General features: G+C 73.4%; 14 protein-coding genes and 1 rRNA gene. 4 read left to right on the top strand and 11 right to left on the bottom strand.

The window, feature by feature from the left end; translation table 11 throughout:
• Together HS99_RS37110 and HS99_RS37105 are read right to left on the bottom strand one after the other, a co-directional pair.
• Nucleotides 1–67 (bottom strand): 16S ribosomal RNA (locus HS99_RS37110); the annotation flags it as partial.
• 573 nt (nucleotides 68–640) lie between these two features.
• Nucleotides 641–1,645 carry a stage II sporulation protein M gene (locus tag HS99_RS37105; protein ID WP_030289958.1) on the bottom strand — a complete coding sequence of 335 codons (1,005 nt, stop codon included), beginning with the start codon at nucleotides 1,643–1,645 and terminating at the stop codon, nucleotides 641–643.
• A 241-nt stretch (nucleotides 1,646–1,886) separates the two neighbouring features.
• Between HS99_RS37105 and HS99_RS37100 the strand changes: the two genes are divergently transcribed.
• A complete protein-coding gene (locus HS99_RS37100) occupies nucleotides 1,887–2,852 on the top strand; it encodes an RDD family protein (protein ID WP_030557191.1) in 966 nt (321 codons plus the stop codon).
• A gap of 85 nt (nucleotides 2,853–2,937) precedes the next feature.
• Here HS99_RS37100 and HS99_RS37095 read toward each other — a convergent pair whose 3' ends face one another.
• Nucleotides 2,938–3,567 (bottom strand): hypothetical protein, encoded by a 630-nt coding sequence (locus HS99_RS37095; protein ID WP_030557192.1) that lies wholly within the window; start codon nucleotides 3,565–3,567, stop codon nucleotides 2,938–2,940.
• 110 nt (nucleotides 3,568–3,677) lie between these two features.
• On the opposite strand from HS99_RS37095, the gene HS99_RS37090 reads away from it, so the two are divergent.
• Nucleotides 3,678–4,190, top strand: coding sequence for a SigE family RNA polymerase sigma factor (locus HS99_RS37090; protein WP_030289954.1), 513 nt, complete (start codon nucleotides 3,678–3,680; stop codon nucleotides 4,188–4,190).
• On the top strand, nucleotides 4,187–5,254 hold the full coding sequence (locus HS99_RS45555) for a hypothetical protein (RefSeq protein ID WP_030557193.1): 1,068 nt from the start codon (nucleotides 4,187–4,189) through the stop codon (nucleotides 5,252–5,254). The genes HS99_RS37090 and HS99_RS45555 overlap by 4 nt, the downstream gene beginning before the upstream one ends.
• A 66-nt stretch (nucleotides 5,255–5,320) precedes the next feature.
• Here the strand turns inward: HS99_RS45555 and ahcY are convergent, their stop codons facing one another.
• From ahcY to HS99_RS37055, 6 genes are all read right to left on the bottom strand, one after another.
• Nucleotides 5,321–6,769 carry an adenosylhomocysteinase gene (ahcY, locus tag HS99_RS37080; RefSeq protein ID WP_030289952.1) on the bottom strand — a complete coding sequence of 483 codons (1,449 nt, stop codon included), beginning with the start codon at nucleotides 6,767–6,769 and terminating at the stop codon, nucleotides 5,321–5,323.
• A 339-nt stretch (nucleotides 6,770–7,108) separates the two neighbouring features.
• Nucleotides 7,109–8,086, bottom strand: a complete 978-nt coding sequence (locus HS99_RS37075; protein WP_030289951.1) for a cation diffusion facilitator family transporter — start codon at nucleotides 8,084–8,086, stop codon at nucleotides 7,109–7,111.
• Between the two features lie 180 nt (nucleotides 8,087–8,266).
• A complete protein-coding gene (locus HS99_RS37070) occupies nucleotides 8,267–9,511 on the bottom strand; it encodes an SIS domain-containing protein (RefSeq protein WP_030289949.1) in 1,245 nt (414 codons plus the stop codon).
• Nucleotides 9,512–9,595: 84 nt separating this feature from the next.
• Entirely contained in the window at nucleotides 9,596–9,778 is a 183-nt protein-coding gene (locus HS99_RS37065; protein WP_030289948.1) for a Trm112 family protein, read from the bottom strand.
• 143 nt (nucleotides 9,779–9,921) lie between these two features.
• The gene (locus tag HS99_RS37060; RefSeq protein WP_030557195.1) at nucleotides 9,922–11,307 is read right to left on the bottom strand and encodes a phosphomannomutase/phosphoglucomutase; all 1,386 of its coding nucleotides are present in this window, start codon (nucleotides 11,305–11,307) and stop codon (nucleotides 9,922–9,924) included.
• Nucleotides 11,308–11,466: 159 nt separating this feature from the next.
• On the bottom strand, nucleotides 11,467–11,832 hold the full coding sequence (locus HS99_RS37055; RefSeq protein ID WP_030557197.1) for a DUF3499 domain-containing protein: 366 nt from the start codon (nucleotides 11,830–11,832) through the stop codon (nucleotides 11,467–11,469).
• A 242-nt stretch (nucleotides 11,833–12,074) separates the two neighbouring features.
• Between HS99_RS37055 and HS99_RS37050 the strand changes: the two genes are divergently transcribed.
• Complete coding sequence (locus HS99_RS37050) at nucleotides 12,075–12,527, top strand: metallopeptidase family protein (protein WP_030289945.1); 453 nt, start codon at nucleotides 12,075–12,077, stop codon at nucleotides 12,525–12,527.
• Between the two features lie 51 nt (nucleotides 12,528–12,578).
• Here the strand turns inward: HS99_RS37050 and HS99_RS37045 are convergent, their stop codons facing one another.
• On the bottom strand, nucleotides 12,579–14,300 hold the full coding sequence (locus tag HS99_RS37045) for a DUF5719 family protein (RefSeq protein WP_078938877.1): 1,722 nt from the start codon (nucleotides 14,298–14,300) through the stop codon (nucleotides 12,579–12,581).
• A 6-nt stretch (nucleotides 14,301–14,306) separates the two neighbouring features.
• Complete coding sequence (locus tag HS99_RS37040; RefSeq protein WP_141763892.1) at nucleotides 14,307–14,702, bottom strand: hypothetical protein; 396 nt, start codon at nucleotides 14,700–14,702, stop codon at nucleotides 14,307–14,309.
• Nucleotides 14,703–14,821: the final 119 nt, after the last annotated feature.

Below are 14,821 nucleotides of genomic sequence, written 5' to 3'. Positions count from 1 at the left end.
GTTCGACTTGCATGTGTTAAGCACGCCGCCAGCGTTCGTCCTGAGCCAGGATCAAACTCTCCGTGAATGTTTACCCGTAATCGGGTCGACACCCGCGTTGAGCGGCACGGCAACCACCGGAATAGGGCGGTCCCGCGCACTGCGTCCTCGCTAGTGTTTGTTTCAAAAGGAATCTCCAACCCCGATCAGACGATCGAGGCCGGGGATGTCAACATATCTGGCGTTGACTTTTGGCACGCTGTTGAGTTCTCAAGGAACGGACGCTTCCTTCGGACCGCCTTCCAGCGGGCCCTCCGGGCGCTTCGTTCTTTCGTGTTTCCAGCTTATCAGATGTTTTCCGCTCCGTTTTCCGGAGTTTCATTCATCCGATTCCCGCTGGTGGGATTTCCTTCGAACTTCGCTCGGAAGCCTATCAGGGCTTCCGGTGTGCTCAGTCCGGGGGTTTCGCTTTGTCGGAGGGTGCGCATTTCGTAAAACGCGCTCGCCTCGATTCGGCGGTGTCGTAGACACTAGCGCCCGGGACCGACCGTTGTCCAGTCAGTCCCAACCGTTCAAACCTACTAGCCCACCCTCACCACGTCAATGGTTTGGCCGGGATGCGAGAAGGCTAGCAGGTCAGGGGCCTGTTGATCACATCGGCTCAGGCCGCGACGGGCTGCAGGTCCGCCCGGTCGGCCGCGTCCACATCGCCGACCTCTCCGCCCTGCGCGGCCTTTCGGCCGAGCACCAGGGCGTACAGGAGGAAGGCCACCTCGGCCAGTACACCGATCGAAATGCGGGCCCAGGTCGGCAGGCCGGACGGCGTCACGAAGGCTTCGAGCACTCCGGAGACCGCCAGCACCGTCGCCAGGCCGATCGACATCCCGATGATCGAGCGGCCCTGTTCCGCCAGCGCCACCGTGCGCGTGCGCGGACCGGGGTCGATGACGGTCCAGCCGAGCCGCAGGCCGAGGCCGCCCGCCACGAACACCGCGGTCAGCTCCAGCAGCCCGTGCGGAATGAGCAGGCCGAGGAAGACGTCGAGCCGTCCGGCGGAGGCCATCAGACCGATGCCCACACCGAGGTTGACCACGTTGGTCCACATCACCAGGAGCACCGGAATGCCCAGCGCGATGCCGTACAGCAGGCACTGCACGGCGATCCAGGCGTTGTTCGTCCAGACCTGGGCGGCGAAGGAGCTGGCCGGCCGGTCCGAGTAGTAGGCCTCGTACTGGCCGCCGGGGCGGGTCATCTCCCGCAGGTCGTCGGGGGTGACGAGGCTGTTGCGGACCTCGGGGTGGGTCGCCATCCACCAGGCGAGCAGCACGGTGGCGGCCATCGAGACGGCCGCCACCGGCACCCACCAGCGGCGGGCGCGGTAGAGAGCGGCCGGGAAGCTCACCGTGTAGTAGCGGGCGACGTCCTGCCAGCCGTTGGTCCGGGCTCCGGTCACCGCGCTGCGGGCCCGCGAGACCAGACCGGTCAGCCTGCCGATCAGCGCCGGGTCCGGCGCGGCGGCCTGGACCTTGGCGAGGTGGCCGGTGGCGCGCTGGTAGAGGGTGACCAGCTCGTCGGCCTCCTCGCCGCTGAGCCGGGGCCTACGGGCGAGGGCGTCCAGCCGGGCCCACTCCCCCTGGTGGGTGGCGACGAAGACGTCCAGGTCCATTCGGCGGCTCCATGGTCGGCGATGGCGCGAGGCGCGCGTGCGCGGTCGGGCAGGTACGTACGGACACGTGCGGGCCCAGCATGCCAGGAGCCGCCCCCGGTTCGGCCGCCGGGATCTCACTTCCCGAGCGACCATCGGGCGCCGTATGTTTGCGGCTGCGGATCAGACTGCGGAGAGCGGGCAGTGGGGGCCGATCCAACCGCGCTCCCCCGTCCCGCGTGAGTGTGAACGGACAGGTGTCTTGAGCGACCTGGTGACGGGTGAGGCGGTCGTCCTCGACCTGCAGACGGCGAAGCTTCCGAGCAGGGCGCTGGCGATCGTGCTCGACCTGCTCGTCGAGTTCGCCGCCCTGTTCATCTGCACGCTGGTGATGAGCGTCGCCCTGGCGGACCTCGACAGCGCGGCGCTCACGGCCACGATGCTCGGCATGACGGTGTTCTTCCTGGTCGCCCTGCCGGTGATGGTCGAGACCCTCACCCACGGGCGCTCGCTCGGCAAGGCCGCACTCGGTCTGCGGGTCGTGCGCACCGACGGCGGGCCGGTGCGGTTCCGGCATTCGCTGGTGCGCGGACTGGTCGGCTTCTTCGAGGTGATCGCGATAACCGGCGCCCCGGCCGTGATCACCTCCGCGCTGAACCCGGACGGCAAGCGGCTCGGCGACATCTTCGCCGGGACGGTGGTGATCCGCGAGCGCACCCCTGGTGTGGGCGGCCCCGCCAGCCCGCTGCCGCCGGTGCACCCGCAGCTGCTGCACGCCATGGGCCGCGAGCTGGTCGCGATGGACCTGTCGGCGGTGCCCGAGCCGCTATGGCTCGCAACCCGCCAACTGCTGGGCCGCATCGGCCAGTTGGATCCGAGCGTGACGTTCCGGATGTCCACCGGACTGGCCGGGGACCTGGCCGCCCGAACCGGGAACCCGGTGCCGCAGGGCCTGCACCCGGCCGCCTACCTGGGGGCGGTGATCACCGAGCGCCAGCGCCGGGAGTGGATGCGCGCCCACCAGCAGTTCGCGGCAGCGGCGGTCCCCGTCCAGACGCCCGCCCCGCACCCGGTGGCCACGCCCGACGGCCGACCGCACCGCGTCCTCGGCGGCCCCGCAGCGCCCGTACCCGCACCCGCTCCCGCCGCCCCGTCCTTCACGAAGCCCGCCGCGCCCGCGCAGCCCACGCCGCCCGCCCCCGGTACCGGCTTCGCCCCACCCGCCTGAGTCTCGGCCCGCCTGAGGCCCCACCCGCCTGAGTCTCGGCCCGCCTGAGGCCCCACCCGCCCGAGGCCCCGCGCTTCTGCTCCCCTTACTCCCCCGCCGCCCAGGCGTTCGGCGGCGACGCCAGCTCCTCCAGCTCGATCCCCGCCGCCGCCAGCACCACGTCCCCCGCCAGGTGCACCACCTGCTGCTCCCCCGTCTCCAGGTCCGCCACCTGGTACCGCTCGACCACCAGCGGCCCCGAGTCGGTCTCGTGGGTGTCCACCCCCTCCAGCAGCCACCCCTGGTCGAAGGTGCGCGGCGCCAACACCGGCTCGGTGAACGCCACCAGCCGCACCCGCGCGCTCGCCCCCTCCCGCAGCCGCAGCATCCGGGCGGTGGCGACCAGGAAGGCCGACGAGCTCCCGGTGAAGCCGTGCGCCCGGTCGTGCCCCTCCGTCGCGTGCTCGCCGCCCGGGTCCGCCGCGTCGGTACGGACCCAGGCGACCCCGTCCACCGCGCCGCCTCGCACCTGCCAGCCACCGGCCCGCAGCTCCATCCGCAACGGACGGGCGCGCGAGTCCAGCGTCAGGTCGACACTGCCGATCACCCGGCCGTCCGGCGCGTAGGTCTTGGAGACGTACCTCCACCCGGCCGCCCCGGGCGCGCAGCTGAACCGCTCCTCGCCGAGCAGCACGTGGTCATGGGTGTCGTGGAGCGAGTACCGACCGTTGGGCATGCCCGAAAGCCTACGCGCGGGGCTCCCGTGCAACTTTCCCCGGTGGTGCGCGCATTAGGGGTGTGGACGGCACCGGACCGGTGCCGCCGCCACGACGAGAGGGGGTGCGGATGGCGAAGCAGACACGCGACGAGGAGTTCACGGTGTACGTGGCCTCCAGGAGCGGCTGGCTGCGGAAGGTCGCCTATCTGCTCTGCGGGGACTGGCACCGGGCCGACGACCTGGTCCAGGAGACGATCACCAAGCTGTACGTGAACTGGGCGCGGGCCTCGCGGATGGAGAACCGGGACGGCTACGCCCGCCGGGTGCTGGTGAACACCTTCCTGGCGGAGCAGCGCTCCCCGTGGTGGCGCCGTACCCTCCGCTCCGAGGCCGGCCCGGAAGGGGTGGCCGGTGACGTTGACCTGGACGCCTCCCTCGACCTGCGCCGGGCCCTCGCGGCCCTCCCGCCCCGGCAGCGGGCCACCGTGGTGCTGCGGTACTACTGCGACCTGTCGATCGAGCAGGCCGCCGAAACCCTCGGCTGCTCCTCCGGCAACGTCAAGAGCCAGAGCTCCCGTGCCCTGGAAGCGCTGCGCGGCACCCTCGCCCCCCGTCCCACCGCCGCCGAGAGGACGCCATGACCACCAAGGATCACGACGACCTGACCGCCCGGTTGACGGCCGTCGCCGACGGGCCCGCGCCGCCGCCGCGGATCGACGTCGGCCGCTCCGTCGCCGAGGGCACCACCCGGCTGCGCCGCCGTCGGCTCGCCGTGGTCGGCGCCGTCGCCGTCGCCACCGCCGCGGTGATCACGGTGACGTCGCTGCTGGCGCCCGCAGGCGGCTCCGCCGTCCCGGCCCCGCCGGTCGGCTCCACCGTGTCCCCCTCGCCGTCCGCCTCGCCGTCCGCGACCCCGACGCCCACCGGCTTCGACCCGCTGACCACCGAGGTCCACTTCGGCTGGCTGCCCGACTGGGCCGGCGGCGAGCGGGGCATCGGCTACGAGACCGGCTACCACGGCATCCACGCCGAGGCCCGCGGCACCGGCGAGAACGCGCCGCGCATCCTGCTCTCGCAGTACCCGGTCGGCGAGCAGCCCCCGATGACCACGGGCGGTTCCCCGCTGACCAAGGTGGACGCCGAGCCGATCGACGGACGGACGGCCTACTGGGTGGTTCCCCAGCGCGGGTCCGGCTCGTCCGAGCCCACGCTGCGCTGGCTGACCGCCTCGGGGCGCTGGGCGGAGATCACCGGCTACGGCGGCAAGCCCGGGGACGTCACCGAGGAGGTGCTGCACAAGGCCGCTGGGGACGTCAGGTTCGGTCACTGGAACGTCCCGCTGCCCGTCCGGTTCACCGGACTGCCGGAGGCTTTCAAGGCCACCGACGTCCAGCTGTCGGTGCCGGACACGGACGGGGTGGGTGCCTGGAGCCTGTGGGTGATGTTCCAGCTCGACGGCAAGAACGTCTCGGTCAACATGCGACCGAACGGGCCGCACGCCACCTTCACCGGCACGGACGGCTCCCCGTACACGGACCCCAACCCGCCGCTGGTCGCCGTGCAGAACGGGGTGGAGGTGTCCATCGCCTCCGGGGCCGGCATGCCGGCCACCCTGGAGCAGCTCGGCGGCCTTCCCTGGATGCTCGCCCACACCACGGCGCTCGGCCCGGACCCGGGCAGCTGGACCACCGACGTCATCCGCTGAGCCAGGACGCGCCGGTGGCCGGCACCCACGGGGGGTGCCGGCCACCGGCGTTGCAGCGTCACCGCATCAGTAGCGGTACTGCTCCGACTTGTACGGGCCCTCGACCGGAACGCCGATGTAGTCGGCCTGCTCCTGGGTCAGGGTGGTCAGCTTCACGCCCAGCGCGTCCAGGTGCAGGCGGGCGACCTTCTCGTCCAGGTGCTTCGGGAGCACGTAGACGCCGATCGGGTACTGCTCGGTCTTCGTGAACAGCTCGATCTGGGCGATCGTCTGGTTCGCGAAGGAGTTGGACATCACGAAGGACGGGTGGCCGGTCGCGTTGCCCAGGTTCAGCAGGCGGCCCTCGGAGAGGACGATGATGGTGCGGCCGTCGGCCTTGCGCCACTCGTGGACCTGCGGCTTGATCTCGGTCTTCACGATGCCGTCGAGCTTGGCCAGGCCGGCCATGTCGATCTCGTTGTCGAAGTGGCCGATGTTGCCCACGATGGCCTGGTGCTTCATCCGGGCCATGTGCGAGGCCATGATGATGTCCTTGTTGCCCGTGGTCGTGATGAAGATGTCGGCGATCTCGACGACGTCGTCCAGGGTGGCGACCTGGTAGCCGTCCATCGCCGCCTGGAGCGCGCAGATCGGGTCGATCTCGGTGACGATGACGCGGGCGCCCTGGCCGCGCAGCGACTCGGCGCAGCCCTTGCCGACGTCGCCGTAGCCGCAGACGACGGCGACCTTGCCGCCGATCAGGACGTCGGTGGCACGGTTGATGCCGTCGATGAGCGAGTGGCGGCAGCCGTACTTGTTGTCGAACTTCGACTTGGTGACCGAGTCGTTGACGTTGATCGCCGGGAACAGCAGCTGGCCGTCACGGTGCATCTCGTACAGGCGGTGGACACCGGTGGTGGTCTCCTCGGTCACGCCCTTGATGGTGGCGGCGACCTCGGTCCACTTGTTCGGGGTGTCCTTGAGGGTGCGGTTGAGCAGCTCCAGGATGATCCGGAACTCGTCGTTGTCCGCGGTGGACGGGTCCGGAGCGGCACCGGCCTTCTCGAACTCGACGCCCTTGTGGATCAGCAGGGTGGCGTCACCGCCGTCGTCCAGGATCATGTTCGGGGTCTTGCCGTCAGGCCAGGTCAGCGCCTGCTCGGTGCACCACCAGTACTCCTCCAGGGTCTCGCCCTTCCAGGCGAAGACCGGCACGCCCTGCGGGTTCTCCGGGGTGCCCTCCGGGCCGACCGCGATCGCGGCGGCCGCGTGGTCCTGGGTGGAGAAGATGTTGCAGGAGCACCAGCGGACCTCGGCGCCGAGCGCCGTCAGGGTCTCGATCAGCACGGCGGTCTGGATGGTCATGTGCAGCGAGCCGGTGATCCGGGCACCGGCCAGCGGCTGCGACGCGGCGTACTCGGCGCGGATGGCCATCAGGCCGGGCATCTCGTGCTCGGCCAGCTGGATCTCCTTGCGGCCGAACGGGGCCAGGGAAAGGTCGGCGACCTTGAAGTCACCGGTGATGTCGGTCGACATGCGTCTGCTCCTCGCTGATGGGGGTGGGGCGAAGCCAAGGTCCGGATGTGCGTTGCGCATGGCGGGCCGTCCGGGTGCACGGCTACGCCGGGGCGACCTGGTCCGGTGGTACGGACCGGTTCCCCGCTGCGCAGCACAAACCGTCGGAGGACCTCTCTCCCTCGACCGGCGCACACCCCGGGGGCACGGACCGCCGATCGACCGCCATCAGCAGCGACGTTCTGGCTCTGGTGACGAATCTACACCGGCGGCCCCGTCGGCCGTCCGTGGATGACCGATTTCGGTCGCCGGTCCGACCGCCGCTCGGCCCCGGCCCGAGGGCACCGCGCGCACGGTGCGTCAGTGCGCAGCGGCAGGCCCCGGGCCGCCCGGGGTGGCGGCCGGGTCCTCGCCCGCGGCGGCCTTCTCGGCGCTGTAGACGTCCGGTTCCAGGTAGATCGCCCGGGCGATCGGGACGGCCGCCCGGACCCGCTCCTCGGCCGCGTCGATGGCCAGCGCCACCCGGGCCGCGCTGTCCTCCGCGTTGACGGCGATCTTGGCGGCCACCAGCAGCTCCTCCGGCCCGAGGTGCAGGGTGCGCATGTGGATCACCCCGGTGACGGCCTCGCCGTCCACCAGTGCGGCACGGATCCGCCGCACCGACTCCCTGTCGGCGGACTCCCCGAGCAGCAGCGACTTGGTCTCCAGCGCGAGCACCACCGCGATCAGCACCAGCAGCACGCCGATGCACAGGGTGCCGACGCCGTCCCAGACGCCGTTGCCGGTGACCACGGTGAGCGAGACGCCGAGCAGCGCCAGCACCAGGCCGATCAGGGCGCCGGTGTCCTCCAGCAGCACCACCGGCAGCTCCGGCGCCTTGGCGGTGCGGATGTACTGCACCCAGCCCTGGCCGCCCTTGGCCTTGGCGGACTCGCGCACCGCAGTGAGGAAGGACCAGCCCTCCATCGCGACGGCGAAGAGCAGCACGCCCACCGCCCAGCCCCAGGACTCCAGCGCCTCGGGGTGGTTGACCTTGTGCCAGCCCTCGTAGACCGCGAACAGCCCTCCGACGCTGAACAGCACGATCGCCACCAGAAAGCCGTAGATGTAGCGCTCGCGCCCGTACCCGAACGGGTGCTCCTCGTCCGCCGCCCGGCGCGCCCGCCTGCCGCCGATCAGCAGCAGCACCTGGTTGCCGGAGTCGGCCACCGAGTGCACGCCCTCGGCCAGCATCGAGGAGGAGCCGGTGAAGCCGAAGGCGGCGAACTTCGCCGCCGCGATCGCCAGGTTCGCGGACAGCGCCGCCACCAGTGCCCTCGTCCCGCCCTCAGTACTCATGCGCCCACCTCGCTCCGCTCGGCAGGGGCATTCGCCCACACGCACCCACCAACGGCTCGCTCACTCCGCTCGCTCACGCGCCCACCTCGCACCGCCCGGCAGGGGCATTTCGCCCACACGCACCCACCAACGGCTCGCTCACTCCGCTCGCTCACGCGCCCCAACCTAGCGGCAGCGCGCTCAGGACTGCGCGGCGGCGAGCCCCAGGTAGACGGCGGCGAAGTCGGTCAGCGCGATCAGGTCGGCCAGCGCGTGCAGCTGCTCCGGGAGGGTGCTCGCGTACTCGGTCAGCCGCACCTCGTGGGCGGCCGCCAGCCGGTGCGCCCGGGTGACGCCGAAGCTGCGCGGCCGCGGGTCGTCCTCGGTCACCTCCGCGGGGCCGTCCTGCTCCTCGGCGGGGCCCGTACCGGGGACGTGGCGCAGCAGCAGGACCTGGAGGTGCAGCGGGTCGGGCTCCTCGACGCGGTCTCGGAAGAAGTCGTCCGGGTCCGCGCCGGCGCCCCACTGGCCGGTGAACATGCCGCGGTGGGCGGTGAGTGCCTGGGGCAGCGACCCGGCCAGCGCCGGGCGGCCGGCCCGGTCGGCCAGCTGGGCGGCGAACCGGGCGGCGGCCGCGGCGGCGACCGGGCCCTCGGCCCACAACAGCGGGACCGTCCCGGCCAGCCGGGCGGCCAGCCCCTTCGCCGGGTTGGTGTACGCGGCGGCGTCCGGGCGGCAGCGCACGGCGGTGGCGTCCAGCAGGTCGGCGACGGCCGGCAGCGCGTCGTACGGCAGCTGGGTGAGGCCGAGCTTCTGGGCGAGCGCCAGCAGCGGCGTCAGGTGGGACCACAGCGCGGCCGGGTCCTCGGCCGGCAGGTCCGGCTCGGCGGCCGGCACCGCGGGCGCCCCCTCGTCGGGCAGCACCGCGGCGACGTACGGCAACGGCAGCGCGCGCACCTGCAGCGCGGCCCCGGCCAGCGGGCTGCCGGCCGGGGCGGTGACGACGATGGCGCAGCCGCGCGCGTACGCCTGCTCGGCGAGGCTGATCAGACCCTGCTCGCCGCCGTCGGCGGAGCTGACCACCAGCAGGTCGAGGGGACCGGCCCAGCCGGGCAGCTGCCAGCCGAGGCCGGCGGTGAACGCGGGCGGGGCACCGGCCCGGTCGGCGCGCGGGGCGGCGGCCTCGGTCGGCGGCAGCGGGGCGACCAGGGTGGCGGAGCCGGCGAGCACGGCGAGGATCTCGGCCGCCGTCAGGGCACTGCCGTGCCCGGCGACCAGGACGGCACGCGGGCGGCCGTCCGGGCGCAGCCGGTCGAGGCCGGCCGTGTCGGCCTGCCGCAGCGCGGTGCGGACCCTGGCACCGGCGCCGGCCAGGGCCAGCAGGGCGCGGTCGTGGTCGGCGCGCTGGAGGGCGGCCGGGTCGTCGAGCAGGGTGTCGTCGAGCATGCGGCGGGCCTCCGGCTGTCCTGTGGTCGGCGGGCGCGGGTGGGGCTGTCGCCCCGGGGGCGTGTCCGACACGCCCCAACAGGATCAGGCCGGGCGGCGGGCCTCGTCCACCAGGAGGACCGGAATGCCCTCGCGGACCGGGTACGCGAGGCCGCAGTCCGCGCCGGTGCAGACCAGCTCGGGCTGCTCCTCGGTGCCGCCCTCGGTGAGCGCGGCCCGGCACTGCGGGCAGACCAGGATCTCCAGCAGGAAGGATTCGAGCTTCATGGGGGCTCTCCAAAGTTCGGTGTGGCACGGAGGTGCCCCGGCCGATAGGCAACCCTACCGGCCGGGGCACCGCGTGCTTCGGTCAGGCGCGTTCCGCCGGAGCGCGGGCGGCGGCGGGGCTCAGCCCCGGGCGGCGGCGGGGCTCAGCCGCGCACGACGGCCAGCACGCCGTCGCGCAGTTCGGCCATCCGCGCCGGGTCCTTGGCCTCGACGTTGAGGCGCAGCAGCGGCTCGGTGTTGGAGGCGCGCAGGTTGAACCACCAGTCCGGGCCGGCCACGGTGAGGCCGTCCAGCTCGTCCATGGTGGTGCCCTCCAGACCGGCGTAGGCGGCGCGGACGGCGGCGGTGCTGGCGGCCTGGTCGGCGACGGTGCTGTTGATCTCGCCGGAGGCGGCGTAGCGGTCGTACTCGGCGGTCAGCTCGGACAGGGTGCGCTCCTGCCCGCCGAGCGCGGCCAGCACGTGCAGCGCGGCCAGCATGCCGGTGTCGGCGCGCCAGAAGTCGCGGAAGTAGTAGTGCGCGGAGTGCTCGCCGCCGAAGACTGCGTCGGTGACGGCCATCTCCTGCTTGATGAAGGAGTGGCCGACCCGGGTGCGCACCGGGGTGGCGCCGAGCTCGCGGACCACCTCGGGGACGGTCCAGGAGGTGATCAGGTTGTGGATGATCGTCGGCTCGGTCTCGCCGGCGGCCTGGGCGCGGGCGATCTCGCGGGCGGCGACCAGGGCGGTGATCGCGGACGGGGAGACCGGCTCGCCGCGCTCGTCGACGACGAAGCAGCGGTCGGCGTCGCCGTCGAAGGCCAGGCCGACGTCGGCGCCGACCTCGCGGACCTTGGCCTGGAGGTCGACCAGGTTCTTGGGGTCGAGCGGGTTGGCCTCGTGGTTGGGGAAGGTGCCGTCCAGCTCGAAGTACATCGGGACGAGCTCGATCGGCAGGCCGTCGAAGACGGTCGGGACGGTGTGGCCGCCCATGCCGTTGCCGGCGTCCACGGCGACCTTCAGCGGGCGGATCGAGGTGAGGTCGACCAGGCCCAGCAGGTGGTCGGCGTAGCCGCGCAGGGTGTCCTGCTCGGAGAGCGCGCCGGGCTCCACGTCGCGGGCCGGGACGGTGACGGTGTCGTCCTCGGCGGTCCAGGACTCGACCAGCTCGCGGATCTCGGACAGGCCGGTGTCCTGGCCGACCGGGGCGGCGCCGGCCCGGCAGAGCTTGATGCCGTTGTACTGGGCCGGGTTGTGGCTGGCGGTGAACATCGCGCCGGGCAGGTCGAGCTTGCCGCTGGCGTAGTAGAGCTGGTCGGTCGAGCAGAGGCCGATCTGTACGACGTCGGCGCCGTAGGCCGCCGCGCCCTCGGCGAAGGCCCGGCTGAGCGACGGGGAGGAGGGCCGCATGTCGTGGCCGACCACGATCGCGGACGCGCCGGTGACCTGCACGAACGCGGCGCCGAAGGCCCGGGACAGGCTCTCGTCCCACTGGTCCGGGACGACACCTCGGACGTCGTACGCCTTCACGAGCTGCTTGAGGTCGCGCACTGCGGCTCCACCCTGGTTCTGTCTGATCGATACGTCGGCCACCCGCCCGTTCGTTCGACGGGGCGAGGTGAGGTCAGACGGGCAGCGTACCCGGGCCGGAGGAACGCATCGTGCCGGGTGAGGGCCTCGGGGGTCCCCGGGCGGGGGCCGGCCGGGGGCTCAGTTGTCGGGCGAGCGCAGCACCCGGAGGTGGCCGCGGCGGCCGCCCTCGGTGGACTCGCCCTCGGGGCCCCGGCCCTGACGGGGGGTCTGCGGGCGGGCGGCCTCGCGGACGGCGTTGGCGAGGGCCTCCAGGTCGTCGCTGCTGCGGCGCAGCGGCCCGGCCTCGGAGGCGAGCCGGACGACCTCCCAGCCGCGCGGCGCGGTGAGCCGCTCGGCGTGCTCGGCGCACAGGTCGTAGCAGTGCGGCTCGGCGTAGGTGGCGAGCGGGCCCAGTACGGCGGTGGAGTCCGCGTAGACGTACGTCAGCGTCGCGACGGCCGGTCGGCCGCACGCGGTCCGCGAACAACGACGTACAGAGCTCACGAGGGTGGACGGTACCGCACTCCCCGCCGGGGAGCGAAGACCGCCTGCCCGGCGGGGGTGCCCGTGTCGCGGTCCGCGCGCCCGCGCGGGCGCCCCCGCGGGGTCCGGGGGCGCTCTCGGCGCGCCGTGCGGCTCCTGCCGTCCCGCTCGCTCCGGCCGTTCGGGCACGCGCCGCCGCCCCGGCGATTCCCCCGTCGGAGTGGTCCACTTCCGACCCGTCAAGGACTACTCTCGGCAGTGATATGGACAGCTCCGCACCGCAGTCATCGACAGGCCCCTCGCGCCGCCCCCGGCACCGCGACCGGCACGGCAGAGGGCTGCGCGGCCCGCTGGCGCCGCCCCAGGTGCCGATCTCGCTCACCCGCTCCGAACTGTTCGACGACTACGTGCGCGAGTCGGTGGAGCGGCTGGAGCGGCGGTGGCCGCAGCTGATCGAGGTGGAGTTCGCCGTGCAGGAGGTGCCGCTGCACGAGGCGGACGGCGCCGACTCCGAGGACGGCGTGCCGCTGGGCCGGGTGTCGCCGGGCGAGAAGGGCCGCAAGAGCCAGATCGTGGTGTACCGGCGGCCGGTGGAGATCCGGGCGAAGACCCGGGAGGACCGGGCGGCGCTGGTGCACGAGATCCTGATCGAGCAGGTGGCCGAGCTGCTGGGGCTGTCCCCGGACGCGATCGACCCGCGCTACGACGAGGACTGATCTTCCGCCGGCGTCCCGGGGCCTGCCGACCGCAGGCCCCGGGACGCGCGGTCAGCGCAGCACGACGCCCGGGTCCTGGGCGGCCTGCGGCACCTGGACGGTGCTGTGGTCGTCGCGCAGCGCCTGGACGGTGAACATCGGCACGTCCTTGTTGGGGATGGAGAGCATCCGGGCGCCGACCACCGGGCCGCCGGACTCGGTCTCCACGGTGAGCGCGAAGACCCCGTTCAGCCCGGCGGGCTCGGGCGCCGGGATCGCGACCGTGCCCCCGGCCGGGAGCTGGACCTCCTTGGTCGCCGGGGTGCCGCCGCCGCTGCCGGCCGAAGCGGTGACCTTGACGGTGGCGGCGTCGCCGGTGGAGGTCAGGAACAGCGTGGAGGCGCCGGCCCGGTTGTCGGCGACGGTGGCGCGCGCGCCGATCGGGTTGCTGCCGGTGAGCCAGGCCGCGTCGCTCTTGCCGTTGCCGCCGGTGCGGTCGATCCGCAGGCCCGCCACGACCGGGACGGCGTGCTTGTCGTCGCTGGGCGACAGCCGCAGGCCGGCGACCTCGTCCCGGGTGACCTTGCCGAGGTCGACGGCGGCCACCATGCCCGCCTTGACGTGGATCGACTCGTTTCCGGCCGGGGTGAACCAGCCGTTCTTGCCGGAGAGCTGGATCTTCAGGTCGGCGTCGTCGTCCGTCGGCGCCCAGACCACCAGGCGGGCCGCGGAGGTGTCGGCGGGCAGGCCGGGCAGCACCTGGGTGGGGGCCGGGTCGGCCGAGGCGGGGATCCAGTCGGCGCCCTTGGCGCCGTCGGCGGCGTGCAGCGCGGCACCGACCCGCCCGGAGCGCACCACCACGTGCACGGCGAGGTCGGTGACGGCGCCCTTGCTGAGCGTCGACAGCAGGACGGACTGCGAGCTGCCGGGGGCCACGGTGATGCCGTTGGCGGCGTCGTTGTCGATCAGGCCCTTGTCGCCGTACAGCTGGATGTCGACCACGGCGGCGGAGGACTCGGGGTTGACCAGGCTGAGGTAGTCGACCCGGTCGCCGGCCGTGCTGGCCCCGGCGAACCAGAAGCTGGTGTTCTCCGGGGTGCAGGTGAGGCCGGACAGGCCCAGGCCGCGCTGCTCGGTGACCACGGTGGTCTGGGTGACGGTGAAGCCGGGGGCGAGCGCGCCGGTGGCGACGGCTCCGGTGCCGGGCGCGGCGTCACCGTTGGTGGCCGGGCCGGTGGCCGGGGTGCCGGGCTTGGTGAGGGTCAGCTTGGCGTCGGCGGGCGCGGCGTTCTTGTCCGGTGCCGGGGTCGCCGAGCCGCTCGGGGTCGCACCGGGCGACCCACTGGGCGACCCGCTCGGCGCCGCGGAGGCCGGGGCCGAGGGGGCCGCGGTCGGCGGGACTGCGGGGGCGGACTGGTCGGTGAGCCAGCCCGCGCCGCCGGTGGCGGAGCCGGTGCCGGGCGGGGTGTAGGCGGTGAGCGTGGTCGAGCCGGTCAGGCCCTGGAGCGGCTGCGGGCAGACCGCCGCAGTGCGCTCGACCTGGGCGGTGCTGGGGGCGCCGGCGGCGTCCGCCTTGGCCGGGCTCGCCGGCGGGCGCGCCTCGGCGATCCCGAGGACCGCCGCCAGCACCACGGCCGCGGCCAGCAGGGACTGGGTGGTCTTCCCGGCGGAGCGGCCGGGCGGCCCGACCGCCGGGCGGGTGGTCTCCCCGGCCCCGGTCGGCTCGACGGCCGCGGGCTCGAAGGGCTCCTCGGGCCCGGCGCCGGACTTCTTCCTGAATGCGGGCTTCTTCATCGCGGGTCAGCTCCCCGATCCGTGCTGGTGCGGAGGGTAGTGCGCAGGGGAGTGGCCGGTGCCGCCCGGGTCGTTGGGGTCGTAGTACGGCTCGCCCTGCCGGCCCGGCTGCCAGGCCTGCTGGGGCTGGCCGGGCTGCTGCTGGTAGGGGTCGTAGCCGTACTGCTCCTGCGGGTACTGCTCGTAGCCCTGCTGCTCGTAACCCTGCTGCGGGTAGGCCTGCTGCTGGTGGCCGTCGTACCCCTGGCCGTCGTACCCCTGGCTGCCGTACGGCGCGGCCGCCGGCTGCTGGGCCGGGTAGTGGTCGTAGCTGTACGGGTCGGCCTGCTGGTACGACTGGTACGGGTCGGTGTACGGCTCGGCCTCCTGGACGGCGGCGGCCGCCTGGACCGCCTCGGTCACCGGCTCGCCGGTGGGCTGCGCCGGGATCGCCCCCCGCTGACCCGACCGGCTCAGCCGCGCAGCGGGCACCCGGTGCCCACGCGCGCGTCCAGGTCCGCCCGCAGCGAGGCCAGCTCGGC

Source organism: Kitasatospora aureofaciens, from assembly GCF_001188955.3.
Classification (GTDB): Bacteria; Actinomycetota; Actinomycetes; order Streptomycetales; family Streptomycetaceae; genus Kitasatospora; species Kitasatospora aureofaciens.
The sequence above is the reverse complement of the archived record's forward strand: the minus strand, read 5'-3'. Positions and strand labels throughout refer to the sequence as shown.

Bases quoted from the DNA above. Each gene is read 5' to 3' on its own strand.
- HS99_RS37105 (WP_030289958.1), bottom strand. From the start codon at position 1,645: ATGGACCTGGACGTCTTCGTCGCCACCCACCAGGGGGAGTGGGCCCGG.
- HS99_RS37095 (WP_030557192.1), bottom strand. From the start codon at position 3,567: ATGCCCAACGGTCGGTACTCGCTCCACGACACCCATGACCACGTGCTG.
- HS99_RS37090 (WP_030289954.1), top strand. From the start codon at position 3,678: ATGGCGAAGCAGACACGCGACGAGGAGTTCACGGTGTACGTGGCCTCC.
- HS99_RS45555 (WP_030557193.1), top strand. From the start codon at position 4,187: ATGACCACCAAGGATCACGACGACCTGACCGCCCGGTTGACGGCCGTC.
- ahcY (WP_030289952.1), bottom strand. From the start codon at position 6,769: ATGTCGACCGACATCACCGGTGACTTCAAGGTCGCCGACCTTTCCCTG.
- HS99_RS37075 (WP_030289951.1), bottom strand. From the start codon at position 8,086: ATGAGTACTGAGGGCGGGACGAGGGCACTGGTGGCGGCGCTGTCCGCG.
- HS99_RS37070 (WP_030289949.1), bottom strand. From the start codon at position 9,511: ATGCTCGACGACACCCTGCTCGACGACCCGGCCGCCCTCCAGCGCGCC.
- HS99_RS37065 (WP_030289948.1), bottom strand. From the start codon at position 9,778: ATGAAGCTCGAATCCTTCCTGCTGGAGATCCTGGTCTGCCCGCAGTGC.
- HS99_RS37050 (WP_030289945.1), top strand. From the start codon at position 12,075: ATGGACAGCTCCGCACCGCAGTCATCGACAGGCCCCTCGCGCCGCCCC.
- HS99_RS37045 (WP_078938877.1), bottom strand. From the start codon at position 14,300: ATGAAGAAGCCCGCATTCAGGAAGAAGTCCGGCGCCGGGCCCGAGGAG.